Below are 19,653 nucleotides of genomic sequence, written 5' to 3' on the forward strand. Positions count from 1 at the left end.
TTCCAGATCGATATGTCGGCCCAAACGGAACAAGGGGGGCTAGCTGCCTTCGCGCCAGGCCCGCCACAGTCGTGCGTAGCGGCCGCCCTGGGCCACCAGTTCCTCGTGCGTCCCCTGCTCCACGACGCGACCCGCGTCCAGTACGGCGATCCGGTCCGCCGCCATCGCCTGGGTCAGCCGGTGTGCCACGAACAGCGTGGTCCGGCCCGCGCACGCGGCGAGCACGGCCCGTTCCAGCTCGGCCGCGCCCTCGCTGCCCGCCTCCGCCGTGGACTCGTCGAGCACCACCACGGGGGTGCGGCCCAGCACCAGCCGGGCCAGGGCGACATGGGCGACCTTGGTGACGTCGAGGCGTTCGCCGCCCTCGCCGACCGGGGTGTTCAGCCCCTCGGGCAGCGCGTCGACCCATCCGTCGGCGCCGATCGTGCGCAGGGCGTCCATCAGCTGGGCGTCGGTCGCCTCCGGCGCGGCCAGGCGCAGGTCCTCGGCGAGCGGACCGGAGAAGACGTGCGTCTCCTGGGTCAGGATGCTGACCAGGGCGCGCGCCCCGGCCTCGTCGAGGCCGGCGAGGTCGGTGGACCCTATGCGCACCGATCCGCTCTGCGGGGTGCCGATGCCCGCGATCAGTGCGGCCAGGGTGGACTTGCCGGCGCCCGTCGCCCCGACGAGGGCGAGCGAGGTGCCGGCCGGGATGGTGAGGTCGACGTCGCGGACGACCGGCTCCTCGGAGTCGGGGTAGCGGAACGTCAGCCCCGCGACCTCGATGGCCACCGGCTGCGGCGCGTCCGTGGCGCCCGCCACGGCCAGGGCGCCCACCAGCCGGTCCTCCGCCTCCTCCTCCAGCACTCCGACCAGGCGGGTCAGGCTCGCGCCCGACTTCTGCGCCTCGTCGAAGGTGAACATGATGGAGCCCAGCGGGGTGAAGAGGCGGTGGAAGAGCAGCGGGGCCGCGGAGACCTCGCCGAGGGTGGCCGCGTCGGCCTCCAGCAGCGCGTACCCGACCACGATGATCAAGGTGAGGCCGATGAACTCGGCGCGGTTCTCCCGGCCGACGAACCGGCCGAAGAGCCGGAAGACCTCGACGCCGAGGTCGCGTACCCGCCAGGACTCCTGGGTGACCTTCTCGCGGACGGCGCCTTCGAGGCGGTACGCCCGGACCGTGTCGATCCCGTTCAGTCCGCTGATCAGGGCCTGCGCCCGGTCGGCCTGGGCCGCCCGCTGCTTCTGGTAGAGCGGGGCGGAGCGGGGCAGGTACCAGCGCAGGGCCAGGCCGTACGCGGGCAGCGCGCAGGCGCCGGCCAGTCCGAGCCGCCAGTCCAGGCCGAACATGCCGAGCGTGGCGATGAAGACCAGCACGCCCGCCGAGAACACGGTGGGGACGGCCGTCCTGATGCCCTTGGAGAGCACGGCCACGTCGTCGCCGACCCGGGAGAGCACGTCTCCCCGGCCGACCTGCTCGATCCGGGCGCTCGGCATCCCGAGCACCGCCCGGACCGCGCCTTCGCGCAGCCGGGCGAGCAGGTCCGCGCCGAGCCGCCCGATGAGGTAGGTCGACAGGGCGGTGCCCGCCGCGCCGAGCAGCGCGGCGGCCACCATCAACACCCCGGTGGTGACCAGGATCGAGCGCGGTCCGCCCGCGACCACCCCGTCGACGACCCGGCCGAGCAGGAGCAGCGGGAGCACTTGGAGGGCCGCCCCCGCCACCGTGGTGAACACGGTGGCGAAGGTCAGCCACGGCACCTCGCGGCAGTGCGCCACGACCCAGCGGGTGGCCTCGCGTCCGCTCGTCGTGCGCAGGGTCGACGGGGCGACGCGCGTGGCGGTGATGCTCACACCTGACCGACCGACTTGACGAGTTCGTCGATGGCGTACGGCAGGGAGAGCAGGGTGCCCTGGGACATGGCCGCGCCGACGGCCGGGCCCTCGCTGTCGAGGAGGTAGGAGACCTTGCCGTTCTTGACCGCGTTCAGGTTGGTGAACAGCTGGAACTTCTTCAGGGCTTCCTGGTCCGCCTTGTCGGCGATGACGAAGATGCGGTCGACGTCGACGAGGTCCATGCGCTCCGGGGAGAGCGTGGTGTAGAACTTGCCGTCCGCGATCTTGTCGATCTCGGCCTGGCCCTTGTAGCCGATGCCCGTCACCAGTCGGCCGCGCACGTCGGTGGTGGTGAAGGGCGCCACCGAGTCCTTGTACCAGGACAGCGGGACGGCCGTCTGGTTCGCGAACTCGGGGTGCGCCTTCTTGGCCGCGTCGAGCTTGTCCTGGATGCCCTTCACCAGCTCGGTGCCCTTGGCCTCCTGGCCGAGCGCCTTGCCGATGTGGACGGCGTTGTCCTGCCAGGGGGCGCTGAACGGCTCCTTCTCGGCCTTGGTACGGCCCACGGTGGGGGCGATCTTGGAGAGCTTCTCGTAGCCGGCCTGGTCGATCTCGGAGTACACCGCGATGATCAGGTCCGGCCGCAGGGCCGCGATCTTCTCGTAGTTCGGGCCGGCATCACCGTTGTTCATGATGACCTCGGGGCGGGTGTCGCCCCACTTCTCCTTCACCCACGGCCACTGGGTGTTGATGTCGGGGGAGGTGCCCGGCGGGTTCGGGTACTGGTCGACCATGCCGACCGGCTTGATGCCGAACGCCAGGATGGCCTGGTCGTCCGTGTAGCCGACCGAGACGACCCGCTTGGGGGCCTTCTCCACCTTGGTCGATCCGAAGGCGTGCTCCACGGTGACCGGGAAGGCGCCGCCGGCGGCCGGGGAGTTGTCGCTCTTCTTGTCGGCCTGGTCCGCCGAATCGGACCCGCATCCGGCCAGGAGGCCGACACCGAGGGTCGCGGCGGAGACTCCGGCCGCCAACCGCTGCCAGGGCTTCCTACGTGTCGATCGATGGAAAAGCATCCGAAATCCCTTGCTTTCGTGCCGTCCATTGCAGTTCCGCCCGGGGGCAGCCAAACCCTACCGCGCCTAAGTGAGGCTAGCCTAGCCTTACTTGCGGCGTAACTTTGTTTGATCTATGGGGTGTGCACGTGGGCGCGGCCGATGGGCACGATGAGCGGCCGGTCCCCGACCGGATCGTCGATCACCTTGGCGCGCAGGCCGAACGCCTCGTACAACAACTCAGCGGTGATCACGTCACGGGGATGCCCCTGCGCGAGGATCGAACCGGCCTTCATCACGATGAGGTTGTCGCTGTAGCGCGTGGCCAGATTGAGGTCGTGCAGCACCAGGACCACGGTGCATCCCGACTCGTGGAGGTCGTCCACGAGGTCGAGCACGTCGATCGCGTGCGCCAGGTCCAGATACGTGGTCGGCTCGTCCAGCAGCAGCAGGTCGGTGCCCTGGGCCAGCGTCATCGAGATCCAGACCCGCTGCCGCTGACCGCCGGACAGCGCGTCGACCGGGCGGTCGGCCAGGTCGGAGACCCCGGTCATGGCCAGGGCCCGCGCCACGACCTCGGCGTCGTCGGAGGACCACTGTCGTAGCCAACTCTGGTGCGGATGGCGTCCCCTGGCGACCAGGTCGGACACCGTGAGCCCCTCCGGCGCCACCGGAGCCTGTGGGAGCAGGCCGAGCTTCTTGGCCACGTCCCGGGTCCTGAGCCGGCCGATGTCCTCGCCGTCGAGCACGACCGATCCGCTGCTCGGTTTGAGCAGCCGGGACAGGGTCCGCAACAGGGTGGACTTCCCGCATCCGTTGGAGCCGATGATCGTGGTGATCACCCGTGGCGGGATCGACACGTGGAGGTCGTCGATGACGACCCGCCCGCCGTACCCGACCGTGACCCCTCTGGCCGCCAGCCGTACGGCCTCGTCCCCGTCAGACTCGATTCCGGCGATCTGCGATACAGCCACAACTCCCCCTGAGGTAGGCATGTCTGAAGAGGCATCGAACCCTCGGCTAGCGCAGGTTGGCCCGCACCAGCAGATGGATGAGGAAGGGGCCGCCGATCACGGCGGTCACCACGCCCACCGGGAGGGTGATCGGCAGTGCCGTACGGGCGACCAGGTCCGCGCCGATCAGCAGCAGGGCCCCGACCGTCCCGGAGGCCGCCATCGGCGGTGTCGGGCACTTCGCCAGCCGCATCGCCACCTGGGGCGCCACCAGCGCGACGAACGGGACCGGGCCGGCCGCGCTCACCGCCACGCCGGCCAGCAACACGGCGCACAGCAGCAGCACCGCGCGCACCCTCGTGTACCGGACACCGAGGCCCGCGGCCACGTCGTCGCCGAGGTGCAGCGGCTTGAACTGGAACGCGACCACCGTCACGACGACCATCAGGGCGAGGGTGCACCACAGCGCCACGCCCACGTCGTCCCACGACCGGTTGTCGAGCGAGCCGACCAGCCAGGCCTGGGCCCGGGCGACGTCCCTGATGTCGGCGGTGACCAGCAACCAGGTCGTGATCGCCTCCATCACGGCGCTCACCGAGATGCCGATGAGAATGAGCCGGAAGCCGTCGATCCCGCGCCGCCACGCCAGGAAGTAGACGAGCAGTCCCGTGCCGAGCCCGCCCGCGAGCGCCGCCCCGGACAGGCCCACGGAGTTGACGACCGCCGCGGCGGTCCCGCCCGACACCGTCACCAGGAACACCGCGACCGCGCCGGCGCCCCCGGTGATCCCCAGGATGTCCGGGCTGGCCAGCGGATTACGCGCGATCGACTGGGTGATGGCCCCCGAGACCCCGAGCGCGACGCCCACCACCAGACCGGCCAGGGCCCGCGGCATCCGCAGGTCCATGATCACGAACCGGTCGACCTGCTCGCCCCCGCCCACGACCGTGGCGATCACGCGGGACAGGCCGATGGGGAAGTCCCCGACGCCGATGGACACGCAGAACACGAGGAAGGTCGCCGCCGCCAACAGCAGCGTGGCGCACACGACCCACGGCCGCCAGACGAACGAGACCGGGCCGAGCCGCACGCCCGGCGTCACCGATGCCTTCACCTCGGTCCCGGTCATGCGCTCTTGAACTTTCCGCGCCACACCAGGGCCGCGAAGAACGGGGCCCCGAGGAGGGCCACGACGACCCCCGCGTCCAACTCCCCGGGCCGCACCAGCAGGCGCCCCGCCATGTCGCAGACCAGCAGGACGATGGCGCCGAGCAGGCCCGCGTACGGCACCAGCCAGCGGTAGTCCGGCCCGGTCAGGTACCGGGCCGTGTGGGCCACCATCAGACCGAGGAAGGCGATGGGGCCGCACGCCGCCGTGGCGGCTCCCGCGAGCAGGGTGATGGCGGCGATGCCGAGGGTCCGGCTCAGCACGATGTTCACCCCCAGCCCCCGCGCGACGTCGTCGCCGAGGTTGAGCAGGTTGAGGGCGGGCAGCGTGATCAGCGCGAGCACCAGCCCGACGGCGATGAACGCGATCACCGGCCAGATGACGTCGAACCCGACACCGGCCACGGAGCCCGCGTTCCAGAACCGCAGGGCGTTCAGCGAGGCCTTGTCGGACAGCGCGACCGCCGTGGTCATCGCGGCGAGGAACACCGTCACCCCTTGTCCGGCCAGCGCGAGGGTCAGCGGGTTACCGGCCCCCCGGCCGATGCTCGCCAGTCCGAAGACGACGACGCCGGCGACCGCGGCGCCCAGGAAGGCGAACCAGACGTACTGGAACGGGTTCGCGAACCCGAACAGGGCGATCACCAGCACCACGGCGAAGGAGGCGCCGGAGTTCACGCCCAACAGGCCCGTGTCGGCGATCGGATTGCGCGTGTACCCCTGGATCAGCGCTCCGCCGACCCCCAGGGCCACGCCCGCCACGACCGCGAGCACCGTGCGCGGCACCCGTACGGTCCGCACGATGAGCCGTATCTCGGTGAGCCGCTGGTCGGGGTCCGGCGCCGCCGACAACCCGCGCCACACCTCGGCGGGGGTCAGCGCCCGCGCGCCGACGGCCAGCGACACCACCATGGCGGCCAGGAGGACCAGCACCAGGGCGACCGAGCCCACGACCCGCCGCCGACGGGCTTCCGTCACGCCCCCGGGCACGGGGCGTTCCACTGCGATCGTGCCCATGTCGCTCTACGTCATCCCTTCGATCCACCGGGGTGGCACGGCCGGTGGCACCCGCCACCGCCCGATCGGGTCGGCACGCCGACGCAGCCGCGACCGAAACTTAGGCAAAGCTAAGCTGATTCCATGGCACGCTGTCGATAGACAAAACGGTCAGGAGGGGGTGGCGAACAACCAACTCGCCCTCAAATATGCACTGTTGAGCGATTAGGTAATCCTAACCTTACTTGGCCTGGGTGGCGGCACGCAAACGCGGCCCATGGCCGGGGCGCGCTCCGGGTCCGCGAGGAGTCCGGCCCGTCAGGTGTGCAGACGGCTGTTCGGGCCGTCCTGGTCGCCGGCGCTCTCGTCGTTGAACCAGTAGTCGCCGGCCGCCAGGTACCGGAAGGAATGGGTGCTCTTGCTGGGCAGCTCGACGGTCACGGCGCGCTTGCCGTCCTTCCTGCGGGCCAGGGTGTGGACCCCGGGCTGCCAGTCGTTGAAGTCGCCGACCACACTGACCGGTCCCGGCGGGGTGTCGACGGGCAGGATGAAGGTGACCTCGGTGCGGTCCTTGCGCAGTTTGCGCTCCAGCATGGTGAGCTCCTGACAACGGCAGTGGGGGTGGTACGCCGCCCATAGTCGGCGGCGGACGCACCGGACGCACCCCGGCGCCGCCACTCCCACCACGGACCCACCACATCGAGTGACTCGCGGGCACGCGATGTCACCCTGCGTGTCGGCGCCCTCGGGGGGCGTCCCCCTCCGCTCCTGTCAAGGTACGAATGGCCGGGACTACGGCCTCGTCCCGCCCCCGGGCACGGTGGATAACGACCTTCCTGCGCAAGAGCAGGAACGAATCGCCGTCCGTACCGGAGGCATCCATGTTCCGCCGCGCAGGGGCCTTCGTGACCCGTCACCCCCGACTCGTCCTCGTCGGCGCGCTCCTCTTCCTCGTCCTGTCCGTCGTGTTCGGCATGGATGCGGCCGGCCGGCTGAAGACGCAGGGATACGACGATCCGCGGTCCGAGTCCAGCCGCGCCGCTCGACTGGCGGGCGAACGCCTGGGCGCCTCCCCCAACCTGGTCCTCGTCGCTCGGAGCGGCGGCGGTTCCGTGGACGACCCGGCCGCCCGCGGCGCGGGCGAGGAGCTGACCGGCAGGCTCGCCGCGCAGCCGCACGTGAGCGCCGTGACCTCGTACTGGACCGACCGCGCGGCGGAGCTGCGCAGCCGCGACGGCCACGCGGCGATGCTGGTCGCGCACGTGGACGGCGAGGGGAAGGAGCTCGCGGCGCGGGCCGAGCGGCTGCGCGCGGAGCTGGCCGCCCCGGCCGACGCCGGGAAGCCCCTGACGGTGCACGTCGGAGGGAGCGCCCTGGTCGACGCCGAGCTCCAGAACATCTCGGAGTCCGACCTGAAGCGGGCCGAGTCCGTCGTCCTGCCGGGCACCCTGATCCTGCTGGTCCTGGTGTTCGGCAGCGTGGTCGCCGCCGCCCTGCCCCTGCTGATCGGGGTCCTCGCCATCGCCGGGACGCTGCTGGTCCTGAGCGTTCTCGGCAGTGTCACCGACGTGTCCGTGTTCGCGCTGAACCTCACCACGGCCCTCGGCCTGGGGCTCGGCATCGACTACGGGCTGCTGGTCGTCTCCCGGTTCCGCGAGGAGCTGGCCGCCGGGTTCCTCCCGCGGACCGCCGCCGTACGGACCGTGCGCACCGCCGGTCACACCATCGCGTTCAGCGCCGCGACGGTCTCCGCCGCGCTCGCCACGCTGCTGGTGTTCCCGCCCTACTTCCTGCGCTCCTTCGCCTACGCGGGGATCGCCGTGGTGGCGATCGCGGCGGTGAGCGCCGTGACCGTACTGCCCGCCCTGCTCGCCCTGCTCGGGAAGCGGGTGAACGCCTGGTCCGTGCCGTGGCGCCGCTCGGTCCGCTCCGGCTCCCGGTCCGGGTTCTGGGAGGGGCTGGCGCGGATCGTCGTACGCCGCCCGCTGATCGCGGCGCTGCCGGTGATCGGACTGCTGACGCTGCTCGCCGCGCCCTTCGCGCACGCCGATTTCGCCACGCCCGACGACCGGGCGCTGCCGGTCGGCGCGGCCGCCCGACAGACCGGTGACCTGGTGCGCGACCGCTTCGACATGAAGGGCGCGAGCGCGCTGACGGTCGTCACCACGGGCGGCGTCTCCCCGGGGGAGCGGGCGCAGTACGCCCGCCGCCTGTCCGCGTTCCCGCAGGTCGCCCAGGTCGTGGGACCCGACGGCGGCTTCCGGTACGGCGAGCGGGCCACCACGGCGGTCGCCGGTTCGGCCGTCGCCAGCTCGGCCGGAGCGGGTGTCCGGCCCGCCGGGCCCGCCGCCCGGGGCCCGGTGCGGCTCTCCGTGGTACCGCTGGTCGACCCCCGGTCGCACGCCGCCCAGCAGCTCGTCCACGACATCCGCGCGCTCCCCGGCCCGGCGGGCGCCGAGGTCCTCGTCGGCGGACCGAGCGCCGTCCTGGTCGACGCCAAAGCCACCGTGGGCGACCGGATCCCCTTGGCGCTCGCGCTGATCTCCGTCACCACCTTCGTACTGCTGCTGGGCTTCACGCGCAGCCTGCTGCTCCCGCTGAAGGCCATCGTGCTGAACGCGCTGAGTCTCGCGGCCGTCCTCGGCGCCATGGTCTGGGTCTTCCAGTCGGGCCATCTGCACCAGCTGCTCGGCTTCACTCCGGGACCGCTCAGTACGACCATGCCGGTCCTGCTGTTCTGCATCGTCTTCGGGCTCTCGGTGGACTACGAGGTGTTCGTCCTCGCCCGTATCAAGGAGGCGCACGACGCCGGGGAGGACAACGCCCGCTCGATCGTCACGGGCATGGCCCGCACGGGCGGCATCGTCACCACCGCCGGCGCCCTGCTCGCCTTCACGCTCCTGAGCTTCGGCACCTCGCAGGTGTCCCTCCTGCAGTTCTTCGGGATCGGTGCGGGCCTCGGCGTCCTCCTCGACGCCACGCTCGTCCGGGGTGTCCTCGTACCCGCGCTGATGCGCCTGGCGGGCGGCCTGAACTGGTGGGCGCCGCGTCCCATCCGGCTCAAGGAGCCGCTGCGGGCGTCCCGTCCGCCGCCGGCCCCTGTCCGCAGGTGTCCCGCGGCCCGGCCCGCCCCGCGCACCCCGGCCCGCGCCCGCGCCCGCCACTGACCACCGCTCCGTACCCGTACCCCGTCCCCCGTACGACCGTCCACGTCCCGCACGACCCTCACGGCAAGGAAGAACTCCCATGACCGACATCGCCATCACCGGACTCGGCTGCCGCTTCCCCGGCGCTCCCGACATCAGCGCCTACTGGAAGCTCCTGCTGAGCGGGGAACGACAGTTCTCCGCCGTGCCGAAGGAGCGCTGGAACCATGAGACCTTCCACGAGCCCGGCAATCCGTCGGCCCCCCATGCCGCGTACACCGACCAGGTCGCCTTCCTGGACGACGTGGACCGCTTCGACGCCCTGCACTACGGCGTACCGCCCGCCCGCGCCCGGGCCATGGACCCGCAGCACCGGCTGCTGCTGGACGTCACCCGCGAGGCCCTCGACGACGCGGGGCTGGGCCGGGGCGACTTCGACCGGGAGAACACCGGGGTCTTCTGCGGCATGTCGGTGTCCGACTACAAGGACCTCATGTCGGCCCCCATCCGGGCCATCGCCCTGGCCGAGGACGCCCAGCAGGCCGCGGCGGACCCCGGCGACCTCCTCGACGCCGTCAAGGACCACGCGGGATCGCTCGGCACCGTCCAGGCCTTCAGCCTGCCGGGCAGCCTGCTCAACATGGCCCCCGGCACCGTCAGCCGGCACTTCGACCTCGGCGGGCCAAGCTTCGCCGTCGACGCCGCCTGCTCCGGCTCGCTCGTCGCCCTGGACCAGGCCCTGGCCCAGCTGCGCCAGGGCAGCTGCCGCATCGCCGTCGTCGGTGGCGTGTACCTCAACCTCACCCCCGACAGCCTGATCGGCTTCTCCACGCTCCGGGCGCTCTCCGCCACCGGGATGTGCCGCCCCTTCGACGAGGCGGCCGACGGTTTCGTCCTCGGCGAGGGCGCCGGCGCCGTCGTCGTACGGCCGCTCGCCGACGCGCTCGCGGCGGGCGACCGGGTCTACGCGGTGATCAAGGGCATCGGCTCGGCCAACGACGGCGCGTCCCCCGGGCCGCTGGCGCCCGCTCCCGAAGGCCAGCTGCGCGCCATGCGCCGGGCCTACGACGACGCCGGGGTCGCCCCGTCCTCGGTGGGCTTCCTGGAGGCCCACGGCACCGGTACCGCGACCGGCGACCGCGCCGAGGTCGAGGCGCTGCGCCGACTACGTACCGAGTACCCCGACGACGACCCTTCGCTGTGCTACGTCGGCGCGGGCAAGGCCCTCATCGGACACTCGCTGTCCGCCGCGGGCATCGCCGGACTGATCAAGACGGCCCTGGTGGTCCACCACCGGACGATCGTGCCGCAGCCGAAGACCGCCCCGCACCCGGGTCTGGGCATCGACGCCGCGGGCCTGCGGCTCGCCGACACGGCGCGGCCCTTTCCGGACTCCGGTACTGCGCGCCGGGCCGCCGTCAGTTCGTTCGGCTTCGGCGGGACGAACGTCCACGTGGTCCTGGAGGAGCGGCCCGCCGCCGCCCCCGCCCCGGCTCCCGGCGGGGACACCCCGGACGCCGGCCCTCAGCTCGTCCTGCTCTCGGCCGGCGGTCCCGAGCTGGACCGGTACATCGGCGACGTTCTCGACGCACTCGACACGGCGGACCCCGCCCCGCTGGGAGCCGTGGCCCACACCCTCGGCTCCCGCCGGCCGCTGACGGCCCGGCTCGCGATCGTCGCCGACGACACGAAGGCGTTCGTCGAGCGGCTGCGCCACGCCCGCCGGCAGCTCGTCGAGGGTGGGCGGGGCGACCTCGGCGACGGGGCCTACGCCGCCGACGCCCCGCTGCCGGCCGAGCAGCGCCGCCTCGCCTTCGTCTACCCCGGTCAGGGCAGTCAGCGGCCGGGCATGATGCGGGACCTCTACGAGCGGTTCCCCGGTTTCCGAGGGACCGTCGACGGCCTCGGCGCCGCGGCCCGCGAGGACGCCGGCCCCGACATCGGCGACCTGCTGTACGGCGGGCCGGCGACCACCGACGGCGACAGCGACAGCGACGACGCCGGGGAGATCGGGCGCCGGCTCGCCTCCACCGAGGTGTGCCAGCCGCTGCTCGGGACCGTCCAGATCGCCGCCACCCGGCTCCTCGCCGGCTTCGGCATCGCCCCCGACCTGGTCCTCGGCCACAGCGTCGGGGAGTTCGCCGCGGCCGCGGCGGGCGGCGCCCTCACCGACGAGGACACGGTACGGCTGCTGGTGCACCGGGGCGCGACCCTCCGGGAGGCCGAGAGCTGCCTGCGCGGCGGGATGCTCGCCGTACAGACCGACAAGGAGACCTGCCGCCGGCTGGTGAACGGCATCGACGACGTGTGGCTCGCCTGCTTCAACCAGCCGCGTCAGGTCGTGGTCAGCGGTACGCCGCACGGTCTCGACGCCATGCGGCAGGCCTGCGCGGAGGCCGGGGTCGTCACGGTGGCTCTCGACGTGTCGAACGCCTTCCACTCGCCGCGGCTCGCCACCGCCGACGAGACCATGCGCGCGGACCTCGCCGACCGCCAAGTCGGCAGCCCCGTCGTGCCGTTCGTCTCGTCCGTGAACGCGGCCGTCTGCACCGACCCCGAGCGGCTGCGCGAGCTGTGGGCCCGGCACGCGTCCGCGCCGGTCCTGTTCGGCGACGCCGTGCGCACCGCCTACGACCAGGGGGCCCGCGTCTTCCTCCAGGTGACCGGCGGCAACTCGCTGCTCACCTCGGTCCGCCGCAACCTCGCCGACCACGGCGACGTCCACGTCGTCCCCGTCGCCGGGGTGGCGCCGGACGGCGGGCGGGGCCTCGTCCGGGCCCTCGCCCGGCTCGCGGTCCTGGGCGCCCCGGTCGACCCGCGCGCGCTGGTCCCCCAGGAGGAGCGCCGACTGCTCGACCTGCCGGTGGCCAAGCTCGCCACCCAGTCCTACTGGGTCCCCCGACGGCGCCCGGGGAAGACGGGCGACCCCGTCCCCGCGCCCGCCCACCGGGTCCGGTCCCGGGCCCCGTCCGTATCCCCCGAGGAGATCACGATGAACGACTCGCCGCTCCAGCCGATGGACGAGCTGCGCCGGCTGGTCCAGCAGCAGACGGCGCTGCTCGCCCGCCTCGCCGAAACGCTTCCCCGGCCGAACGCGGCCACGGAGGCGACGTTGCCGGCCCGCCTCGCCGAGACTCTGCCCGAGCTCCCCGAGCTCCCCGAGCTCCCCGAGCTCCCCGAGCTCCCCGAGCTCCCCGAGCTCCCCGAGCTCCCCGAGCGGAACCGGCCCGCTGAGGCCGTCGCCCCGGCGACGGCCGACACCACGCCGGTGGCCCCTGCGGCTTCGGTCGCGCCGGACGCCCCGGCCGTGCCGGACGCGCCCGTCGACGAGGAACCGGCACGGCCGGGGGACGACGTCACCACCGTCCGGGAGTCCGTGCTCGCGCACGTGGCCCGGGTCAGCGCCTTCCCCGTGGCTCATCTGCACGACGACCAGCTGCTGATCGACGACCTCGGTTTCGACTCGCTGATGCTGACCGACCTGTTCACCTCGCTCAAGCGGCAGTGGCCCCGGTGGACGCGCGACGAAACGGCCACCGACCGGCCGACCATCGCCGGGATCGCCGCAATGATCGCGAGCGGCTGCGGCGACACCGTGCCGGCCCTCGTCCCCGGCCCCGTCCCCGAGCAGCGCTCCGGAGCCGACGAGGCTGCGGCACCGCCGCCCGTCGACGCGGTCTCCGCGCCGCCCGCCGCTCCGCCCGTCGACCTTCCGGCGGCCACGGACCCGGTCGCCACCCCGCTCCCCGAGGAACACACCCGGATCGAGTGCTTCCCGGAGGTCACCGCCCACACCGAGCGCGTCGCGACGCTCTCCGAGCTGGGGCTGCCCAATCCGTACTTCCTCGTCCACGAGGGCGCGCTGACGGACACCACCGTGATCGACGGCCGGGAACTCCTCTCCTTCTCCAGCTACAACTACCTGGGCATGGCGACCCACCCGCAGGTGAACGAGGCGGCCCACGAGGCGATAGAGCGCTGCGGCACCTCGGTCTCCGCCAGCCGGCTGCTCTCCGGCAGCCGACGGCTCCATCTGGAACTCGAGAGCGAGCTCGCCGACCTGCTCGGCTGCGAAGCGGCGATCACCCTGGCCAACGGCCACGCCACCAACGTCACCGTGATCGGCCACCTCGTCGGGCCCGGGGACCTCATCGTCCACGACGCCCTCGCCCACGACAGCATCCTGCAGGGGTGCAGGCTCTCCGGCGCGACCCGGCGGCCCTTCCCCCACAACGACGCCAACGCCCTCGACGCCCTGCTGACGCAGGTCCGCGACCAGTACCGGCGGGTCCTCGTCGTCGTGGAAGGCGTCTACAGCATGGACGGGGACGTCGCCGACCTGCCCGCCCTCGTCGACGTCAAGCGCCGGCACGGCGCGCTGCTGATGATCGACGAGGCGCACAGCATCGGGACGATCGGGCGGACCGGGCGCGGCATCGGCGAGTACTACGGCATCGACCGCTCGGCCGTCGACCTGTGGTCGGGCACCCTGTCCAAGGCGCTGGCGAGCTGCGGAGGCTACGTCGCGGGGAGCCGCCCCGTCGTGGAGTACCTGCGCTACACCGTGCCGGGCTTCGTCTACAGCGCCGGGATGACCCCGGCCGACACCGCGGCCTCACTGACCGCCCTGCGCATGCTGCGGGCCGAGCCGCAGCGGGTGGCGCGGCTCTCGGAGAACGCGGCGCTCTTCGTCCACCTCGCGCGCGAGGCGGGCATCAACACCGGGGACAGCCATGACACGCCGGTCGTACCGTGCATCGTCGGGGACTCGCTGAAGACCCTGCGGCTCGCGGAGGCCCTGTTCCAGCAGGGCATCAGCGTCAACCCGATCCTCCATCCGGCCGTACCGGAGGAGCAGGCCCGGCTGCGGTTCTTCCTCACGTACGACCACACGCCCGGGCAGATCCGCCGGACCGTGGCCGCCCTGACCCGCGAGCTGCTGCTCCTCGACACGGCCCCGGTCTCATGAGCGCCGCCGCCGTGGACGCCGGCTTCCGGGCGATCGCGCCGGGCCGGGTCCACCGGTGGGGCGGAGCCCGCCTGATCGTCGCCCGGGCCTGTGACCTCGGGCAGGTGCCCGCACTCTCACCGGCCGAACGGCGCGTGCTCCGCGCGCTGCCGGCCTGGCGGCAGGCCGAGTGGACGGCGGGTCGGTTCCTCGCCAAGCGGCTGGTGCGTGAGGTGGTCTCCGGGCCGGCGGACGGTGTGGAGATCCTCCCCCGGGAGGACGGCAGTCCCCGCGTCCTCGTCGGCGGCGGCCCGATGCCCGCCCTGCACCTCTCCATCAGCCACACCGCCCGGCACGTCGCCGCGGCGCTCGCGCCGGAACCGGTCGGGGTGGACCTGTGCGAGATCGACTCGGCCGACGCCGTACGCCGGGTCGCGGACCATTTCCTGTCGCCCGAGGAGCTCTCCCTCATCGACACGGAACGGCCCGACGCCATGACCGGGGCCTGGGCGCTGAAGGAGGCCGCGGTCAAGGCCGACCGGAGCGGGGTCTTCGGCGCGGCTCCGCGCGGCATCCCGATCCGCTGTCTCCGGCCGCCCGTCCTCGGCGGACGGCGCCGCGCCATGGTGTGGCGGGTGGGTGACGCTGCGCTCGCCCTGGTCCTCGCGCACCCGGGTGGTTGAGTGCCCCGCGTGACGGCACTGCGTTGGTGCTCCTTGCCCGGCTGGATCATTCTGGTCAGAGGAGCGCCTGGCCGTGCACGTCCCCGTGGGACGGCGGCAGCGGAACGAGCGAGGGCGAGATGAGTGGCGATGGAGCGAGTTCCCACCTCTCCTGGTGAGCGGCCCGAGGAGACGGGCGCCTCCCTCGAGTCGACCTACACGGCCTCGGCGACGATCAACGAACAGGGCATCGTCACCGAGTGGAGCGAGGGGGCGACCCGGCTGCTGGGCTATGTGCCGTCCGAGGTCGTGGGACTCCCCGCCGCCCACCGGCTCGCCGACGTCCTCAGCGAAGCGGCGCGACGGTTGCCGGACGAGCAGGAGCGGTGGAGCGGCACGGTGGCGCTGCGCCACCGGGACGGTCACCGCATGGAGGTGGCACTGCTCGCGCACCGCTGGACGTCCAGCGGCGGAACCACCAAGTGGTTCGTGGTGTCCGCCGTCGGGGGCGCGCCCCGCGCGCCCTGGGAGGAACCGCTGAAGGAATGGGCGTTCACCCAGTCCCCCTGTTTCCTGGCCGTCTTCGACACGGATCTGCGCCTGGTGCGGGCGAACGCGGGCATGGAGCGCACGCTCTCGCTCACGGAGGCCGAGATGCGGGGACTACGGCTGCCGGAGATCGCACCGGATCCCGTGAGCGACGAGACCGAGCGCCGGATGCGCCTGGCGCTGGACTCCGGTGAGCCGCAGTACATGGAGGCCTTCATCCACCCGACGGGCGTCGGCGGGGAGCACGGTTGGGCCACCTCGCTGGCGCCGTTGCGGGACCCGGACGGCCGGGTGCACGCCGTATGTCTGGCCGCGCACGACCGGAGCGCGGTGGAGAGCGTCCAGCACCAGATGCTCCTGACGGACGAGGTCGACACCGCCCCCATCGGGACCACGCTGGACAGCGTCCGCACCGCGCACGAACTGGCCGACGCCGCAGTCCCCCGGTTCGCCGACTTCGCGGTGGTCGACCTGCTGGAGCCGCTCCCGCGCGGGGACGAGCCGTCCTCGGTCCAGGCCGACGTGCCGGTCACCGTGTGCCGTGCCGCGGCGCGGTCGGTGCTCGACGGGACCCCGGAGTCCAGGGTCGCCGTCGGGGACACGACCAGTTATCCGCCGCTGTCACCGCCCGTCGAAGCGCTGGTCGCGGGCCGGGGCGCCGTGTACGGGGCCATGGACCCGGCCCTCGCCCGGTGGGCGGCCCAGGATCCGGAGGCCGCCTGGATCGGGGAGTACGGGGCCCACTCGATCATGGTGGTGCCGATGCGGGCCGGCGGGGGCACGCTCGGGGTGGCCGTCTTCAGCCGGCACCGACGCCGGGAGCCCTTCCAGCAGGAGGACCTGCGGGTGGCCGGGGAACTCACGGCCCGGGCGGCGGCCGGCATCCGCAACGCGTACCGGTCCGGCCGGGAGCACACCACGACCATGACGCTGCAGCGCAGCCTGCTCCCGCACACGCTGCCCGACCAGGCGGCGCTGGAGATCGCCTCCCGGTACCTGCCGGCGGCCGGCGAGGCCGGTGTGGGCGGCGACTGGTTCGACGTGATCCCGCTGTCGGGCGCCCGGGTGGCGCTGGTCGTGGGGGACGTCGTCGGCCACGGCATCCGGGCCACCGCCACGATGGGACGACTGCGCACCGCCGTACGCACCCTGGCCGACGTCGACCTGGGCCCCGACGAGCTGCTCACCCACCTCGACGACCTCGTCATCCACCTGTCCGCCGACGAGGGCGACCAGGAATCCGGCGGGGAGACGGCCGGGGGCATCGGCACCACCTGCCTCTACGTGGTCTACGACCCGGTCATCCGGCGCTGCACGGTCGCCCGGGCCGGCCACCCGCCGCCGGCCGTGGTCTCCCCCGAGGGCTCCGTGTACCTCCTGGACGTCCCGGCCGGTCCCCCGCTGGGCCTGGGCGGCCTGCCGTTCGAGACGCTCGAGGTCGAACTGCCCGAGGGCAGCATCCTCGCCCTGTACACCGACGGTCTGTTGCAGGCCCGCGACCACGACATCGACGACGCGTTGGACAGCATGTTCGCGGCCCTGGTCCGGCCGGCGGACACCCTGGACGCGGTGTGCGACCGCGTCCTGACGGCCATGCTCACGCACCGCCCGGACGACGACGTGGCCCTGCTCGTCGCCCGGACCCGGGGCCTGCACGCCGACCAGGTCGTCGTCTGGGACCTTCCCTCCGAGCCCTCTGTGGTCGCCACGGCGCGGCGCCAGACCACCGACCAGTTGACGGCCTGGGGGCTGGAGGAGGCCGCCTTCGTCACGGAGCTCCTGGTCAGCGAGTTGGTGACCAATGCGATCAGGTACGGTCAGCCGCCCATCCAGCTGCGGCTGATCCACGAGAAGAACAGCACCCTGATCTGCGAGGTCTCCGACGCGAGCAGTACCGCCCCGCACATGCGGCGGGCCCGGACCTTCGACGAGGGCGGTCGGGGTCTGCTGCTGGTGGCCCAGCTCGCCCAGCGCTGGGGCACCCGGCACGCGGAGATCGGCAAGACCATCTGGGCGGAGCAGTCCCTCACCGAGTTCTGAGGACGACGAGGACGCGTACAGAGCCGGTCGGTATGCACGGAAATGTCCCCTGTGACGCGCCTGTGACAGTCGACGGACACCTCCATGAAGTCCCGCCGACAAGCTCTTTATCAGGGACAAACACCGACATTCAGGTATACGTCCCCTGCTTCCGAGGACGTGAGCAGTGATGACCAGGCCGACCCGTCGGAGGAAATCATGACTCTCACCCTCGTCGCCCCGCAGACCGAAGCCACCGCCCCCACGCTCGCCCCGCGCGAGCAGGAGGCCCTGCGACACATCGCCGCAGGCTGCACCTACCTGCAGACGGCCCGCCAGATGGGGCTCTCCAAGCACACGGTCGACGCCTACCTGCGCCGCATCCGCGCCAAGCTGAACATCAGCACCACGGCCGAGATGACCCGCCTGGCCATCTCGATGGGGCTGTGACAGCCGCAGGAAAGACTCGACGGGAAGACGGAAGACGCCCGTGACGGGCGAGGCGGTCTACGGGCCGCCGGGCAGGCCGTAGAAGACCGGCCGGGCCCAGACCGGGGGCTCCCGCGGGGGCACGGAGTCCCCCGGGGGGACGGGGGGACGGGAACCCTCCCGCGACGGCGGATCGGCGTGACGGCCGATGCCGCCTCCTGTGGCGTCGCGCAGCGCGGCCACGAATTCGAGGCAGGACCCGTAGCGGTCCTCGGGGACCTTCGACAGAGCCTTGGTCAGTACGTCGGCGGCGGCGGGAGCGATTCCCGGCCGCCTTTCCGTCAGTGGGGGTGGGGGGTCGTACTGGTGCGCCCACAGCAGCGCCGCGTCCTCCTCGCGCTGGAAGGGCGGCCCGCCGGCGAGGGTTTCGTAGACGACGCACGCCAGGCTGTAGAGATCGCACCTGCCGTCCACCGGCCTGCCGGAGATCTGTTCCGGCGCCATGTAGTCGAGCGTGCCGACGAACTCCCCGTCCGTGGTGAACCCGGTCAGCGCCAGCGACTTCTTCGTCAGCCCGAAGTCCGTGAGGTAGATGTGCTCGGGGTGGTCGCTGTCGGTGCCCGCGGCGACCAGGATGTTGCCGGGCTTGACGTCGCGGTGCACGAGATCGTGGTCATGGGCGGCGTCGAGCGCCGATGCCACCTGGGCGGCGATGCGCAGGGCGGTCGCGACCGGCAGTGGGCCCTCGCGGTCCAGCAGGGCGCGCAGGTCCAGGCCGGAGACGTAGCGCATGGCGATGTAGAGGACGCCGTCGGTCTCACCGGCTTCGAAGATGGGCACGATGTGCGGGTGGTCGATCGAGGCGGCCACCCGCGATTCGTGTGTGAAGCGGCGCCGGAAGGTCTCGTCACGGGCGCGCTCGGGGGCGATCAGCTTGAGCGCGACGGTACGGTCGAGGCGCAGGTCCTTCGCGCAGTAGACGACGGCCATGCCACCGCGGCCGATCATGCGCTCCACCCGGTAGCCGGCGATCTGCTTGCCGATGAGGCCGGAGGCGCGGCCCGCGTACACGCTGAGGTTCGACACCTCGCTCATCGGACGTCCCCCTCGCCCGGCCGTGTGACGCCGCCGGACGCGGCAGGCCGCTCTTCCATACCTGGAAGTCTATCGACCGCCCCACCCGCGCGCGCCGTGGACCGGGACGGTCGGGGCGGACACGCGTGCGCGTCCATGGCGGTCAGTCGTCGTCGTTGCCGCCGGCGCCGCCGTTACCACCGAGGCCACCGGTGGTCCCGCAGCCGAAGCCGATGCAGAGGCCGCCGTCGCCGCCGGTGCCGCCCTTGCCGCCGTCGCCGCCGGGCAGTGCGACCCCGCCGGTGCCGCCGGTGCCGCCGTTGGCGCTGCCGTTGCAGGTCCCGGCGCAGATGCCGCCCTTGCCGCCGTTCGTACCGTTGCCGCTCGGTACGCCCGTGGTGCCGTTGCCGCCGTTGGCACTCCCGTTGCACAGCCCGGCACAGATGCCGCCCTTGCCGCCGTTGGTTCCGTTCACCGATCCGTCGCAGTTGCCGGCACAGACCCGGTCACCGACCCGCACGCTGCCCTTGTCCACCTTGACGTCGCCGAGCACCGCCTTGCCGTGGAACCGGCCGCCGCCGGGATGCGTGTCGCCGCTGCCGAACGCGGAGACGGTCCGGACGGACGGGGCCGGGGCCGCGGTGGCGACCGGTGCGATCGCACCCGCGCCGATCAGAGTCGCGGAAATGATGAGGCCGAGCCGAAACTTCGTGGATCGCGCACGCATGAGAATCTCCCTTGCCTGGAATTGCATTCCGTGACGCGGCTGCGATGTCCCGCTTTCCGCGTTCCTGTCGAGTGGGCCAGATCGATGTCCGGCCGTTCGTTTCCCCGAGGTTT

Annotated in this window: 13 protein-coding genes; 5 read left to right on the top strand and 8 right to left on the bottom strand. The window is 72.6% G+C overall.

Annotated elements, in window-relative coordinates:
• Nucleotides 1–39: 39 nt before the first annotated feature.
• The 6 genes from AB8A24_RS14585 to AB8A24_RS14610 all read right to left on the bottom strand — a co-directional run bounded on the left by AB8A24_RS14585 (nt 40) and on the right by AB8A24_RS14610 (nt 6,580).
• On the bottom strand, nt 40–1,833 hold the full coding sequence (locus tag AB8A24_RS14585) for an ABC transporter ATP-binding protein (protein ID WP_369475958.1): 1,794 nt from the start codon (nt 1,831–1,833) through the stop codon (nt 40–42).
• Complete coding sequence (locus AB8A24_RS14590) at nt 1,830–2,891, bottom strand: iron-siderophore ABC transporter substrate-binding protein (protein WP_328964373.1); 1,062 nt, start codon at nt 2,889–2,891, stop codon at nt 1,830–1,832. Before AB8A24_RS14590 ends, AB8A24_RS14585 begins: the two co-directional genes overlap by 4 nt.
• Before the next feature lie 113 nt (nt 2,892–3,004).
• Complete coding sequence (locus tag AB8A24_RS14595; protein WP_266388445.1) at nt 3,005–3,844, bottom strand: ABC transporter ATP-binding protein; 840 nt, start codon at nt 3,842–3,844, stop codon at nt 3,005–3,007.
• A 46-nt stretch (nt 3,845–3,890) separates the two neighbouring features.
• Complete coding sequence (locus AB8A24_RS14600; protein ID WP_328964372.1) at nt 3,891–4,952, bottom strand: iron chelate uptake ABC transporter family permease subunit; 1,062 nt, start codon at nt 4,950–4,952, stop codon at nt 3,891–3,893.
• Complete coding sequence (locus tag AB8A24_RS14605) at nt 4,949–6,007, bottom strand: FecCD family ABC transporter permease (protein WP_369475961.1); 1,059 nt, start codon at nt 6,005–6,007, stop codon at nt 4,949–4,951. The genes AB8A24_RS14600 and AB8A24_RS14605 overlap by 4 nt, the downstream gene beginning before the upstream one ends.
• 297 nt (nt 6,008–6,304) lie before the next feature.
• Nucleotides 6,305–6,580: an isoamylase early set domain-containing protein gene (locus AB8A24_RS14610; protein WP_030384091.1), complete on the bottom strand. Its 276-nt coding sequence runs from the start codon at nt 6,578–6,580 to the stop codon at nt 6,305–6,307.
• 287 nt (nt 6,581–6,867) lie between these two features.
• Between AB8A24_RS14610 and AB8A24_RS14615 the strand changes: the two genes are divergently transcribed.
• From AB8A24_RS14615 to AB8A24_RS14635, 5 genes are all read left to right on the top strand, one after another.
• Nucleotides 6,868–9,153, top strand: coding sequence for an MMPL family transporter (locus AB8A24_RS14615; RefSeq protein ID WP_369475963.1), 2,286 nt, complete (start codon nt 6,868–6,870; stop codon nt 9,151–9,153).
• Between the two features lie 79 nt (nt 9,154–9,232).
• Nucleotides 9,233–14,101 (top strand): aminotransferase class I/II-fold pyridoxal phosphate-dependent enzyme, encoded by a 4,869-nt coding sequence (locus AB8A24_RS14620; protein ID WP_369475965.1) that lies wholly within the window; start codon nt 9,233–9,235, stop codon nt 14,099–14,101.
• On the top strand, nt 14,098–14,763 hold the full coding sequence (locus tag AB8A24_RS14625) for a 4'-phosphopantetheinyl transferase superfamily protein (protein WP_328964368.1): 666 nt from the start codon (nt 14,098–14,100) through the stop codon (nt 14,761–14,763). Before AB8A24_RS14620 ends, AB8A24_RS14625 begins: the two co-directional genes overlap by 4 nt.
• 129 nt (nt 14,764–14,892) lie before the next feature.
• Nucleotides 14,893–17,331 carry a SpoIIE family protein phosphatase gene (locus tag AB8A24_RS14630; RefSeq protein ID WP_369475967.1) on the top strand — a complete coding sequence of 813 codons (2,439 nt, stop codon included), beginning with the start codon at nt 14,893–14,895 and terminating at the stop codon, nt 17,329–17,331.
• Between the two features lie 198 nt (nt 17,332–17,529).
• A complete protein-coding gene (locus AB8A24_RS14635; protein ID WP_266388474.1) occupies nt 17,530–17,760 on the top strand; it encodes a response regulator transcription factor in 231 nt (76 codons plus the stop codon).
• Nucleotides 17,761–17,817: 57 nt separating this feature from the next.
• Here the strand turns inward: AB8A24_RS14635 and AB8A24_RS14640 are convergent, their stop codons facing one another.
• Together AB8A24_RS14640 and AB8A24_RS14645 are read right to left on the bottom strand one after the other, a co-directional pair.
• Nucleotides 17,818–18,834: a serine/threonine-protein kinase gene (locus AB8A24_RS14640; protein ID WP_328964366.1), complete on the bottom strand. Its 1,017-nt coding sequence runs from the start codon at nt 18,832–18,834 to the stop codon at nt 17,818–17,820.
• A gap of 142 nt (nt 18,835–18,976) precedes the next feature.
• A complete protein-coding gene (locus AB8A24_RS14645) occupies nt 18,977–19,540 on the bottom strand; it encodes a hypothetical protein (RefSeq protein WP_369475970.1) in 564 nt (187 codons plus the stop codon).
• Nucleotides 19,541–19,653 lie beyond the last annotated feature (113 nt).

Origin of the sequence: Streptomyces sp. BF23-19 (assembly GCF_041106355.1) — a bacterium.
Taxonomy (GTDB): Bacteria; Actinomycetota; Actinomycetes; order Streptomycetales; family Streptomycetaceae; genus Streptomyces; species Streptomyces virginiae_A.

What these genes read in the sequence shown, in the direction of transcription:
- AB8A24_RS14590 (WP_328964373.1), bottom strand. Translation starts at nt 2,891, where the DNA reads ATGCTTTTCCATCGATCGACACGTAGGAAGCCCTGGCAGCGGTTGGCG.
- AB8A24_RS14600 (WP_328964372.1), bottom strand. Translation starts at nt 4,952, where the DNA reads ATGACCGGGACCGAGGTGAAGGCATCGGTGACGCCGGGCGTGCGGCTC.
- AB8A24_RS14605 (WP_369475961.1), bottom strand. Translation starts at nt 6,007, where the DNA reads ATGGGCACGATCGCAGTGGAACGCCCCGTGCCCGGGGGCGTGACGGAA.
- AB8A24_RS14610 (WP_030384091.1), bottom strand. Translation starts at nt 6,580, where the DNA reads ATGCTGGAGCGCAAACTGCGCAAGGACCGCACCGAGGTCACCTTCATC.
- AB8A24_RS14615 (WP_369475963.1), top strand. Translation starts at nt 6,868, where the DNA reads ATGTTCCGCCGCGCAGGGGCCTTCGTGACCCGTCACCCCCGACTCGTC.
- AB8A24_RS14620 (WP_369475965.1), top strand. Translation starts at nt 9,233, where the DNA reads ATGACCGACATCGCCATCACCGGACTCGGCTGCCGCTTCCCCGGCGCT.
- AB8A24_RS14625 (WP_328964368.1), top strand. Translation starts at nt 14,098, where the DNA reads ATGAGCGCCGCCGCCGTGGACGCCGGCTTCCGGGCGATCGCGCCGGGC.
- AB8A24_RS14630 (WP_369475967.1), top strand. Translation starts at nt 14,893, where the DNA reads ATGGAGCGAGTTCCCACCTCTCCTGGTGAGCGGCCCGAGGAGACGGGC.
- AB8A24_RS14635 (WP_266388474.1), top strand. Translation starts at nt 17,530, where the DNA reads ATGACTCTCACCCTCGTCGCCCCGCAGACCGAAGCCACCGCCCCCACG.
- AB8A24_RS14640 (WP_328964366.1), bottom strand. Translation starts at nt 18,834, where the DNA reads ATGAGCGAGGTGTCGAACCTCAGCGTGTACGCGGGCCGCGCCTCCGGC.
- AB8A24_RS14645 (WP_369475970.1), bottom strand. Translation starts at nt 19,540, where the DNA reads ATGCGTGCGCGATCCACGAAGTTTCGGCTCGGCCTCATCATTTCCGCG.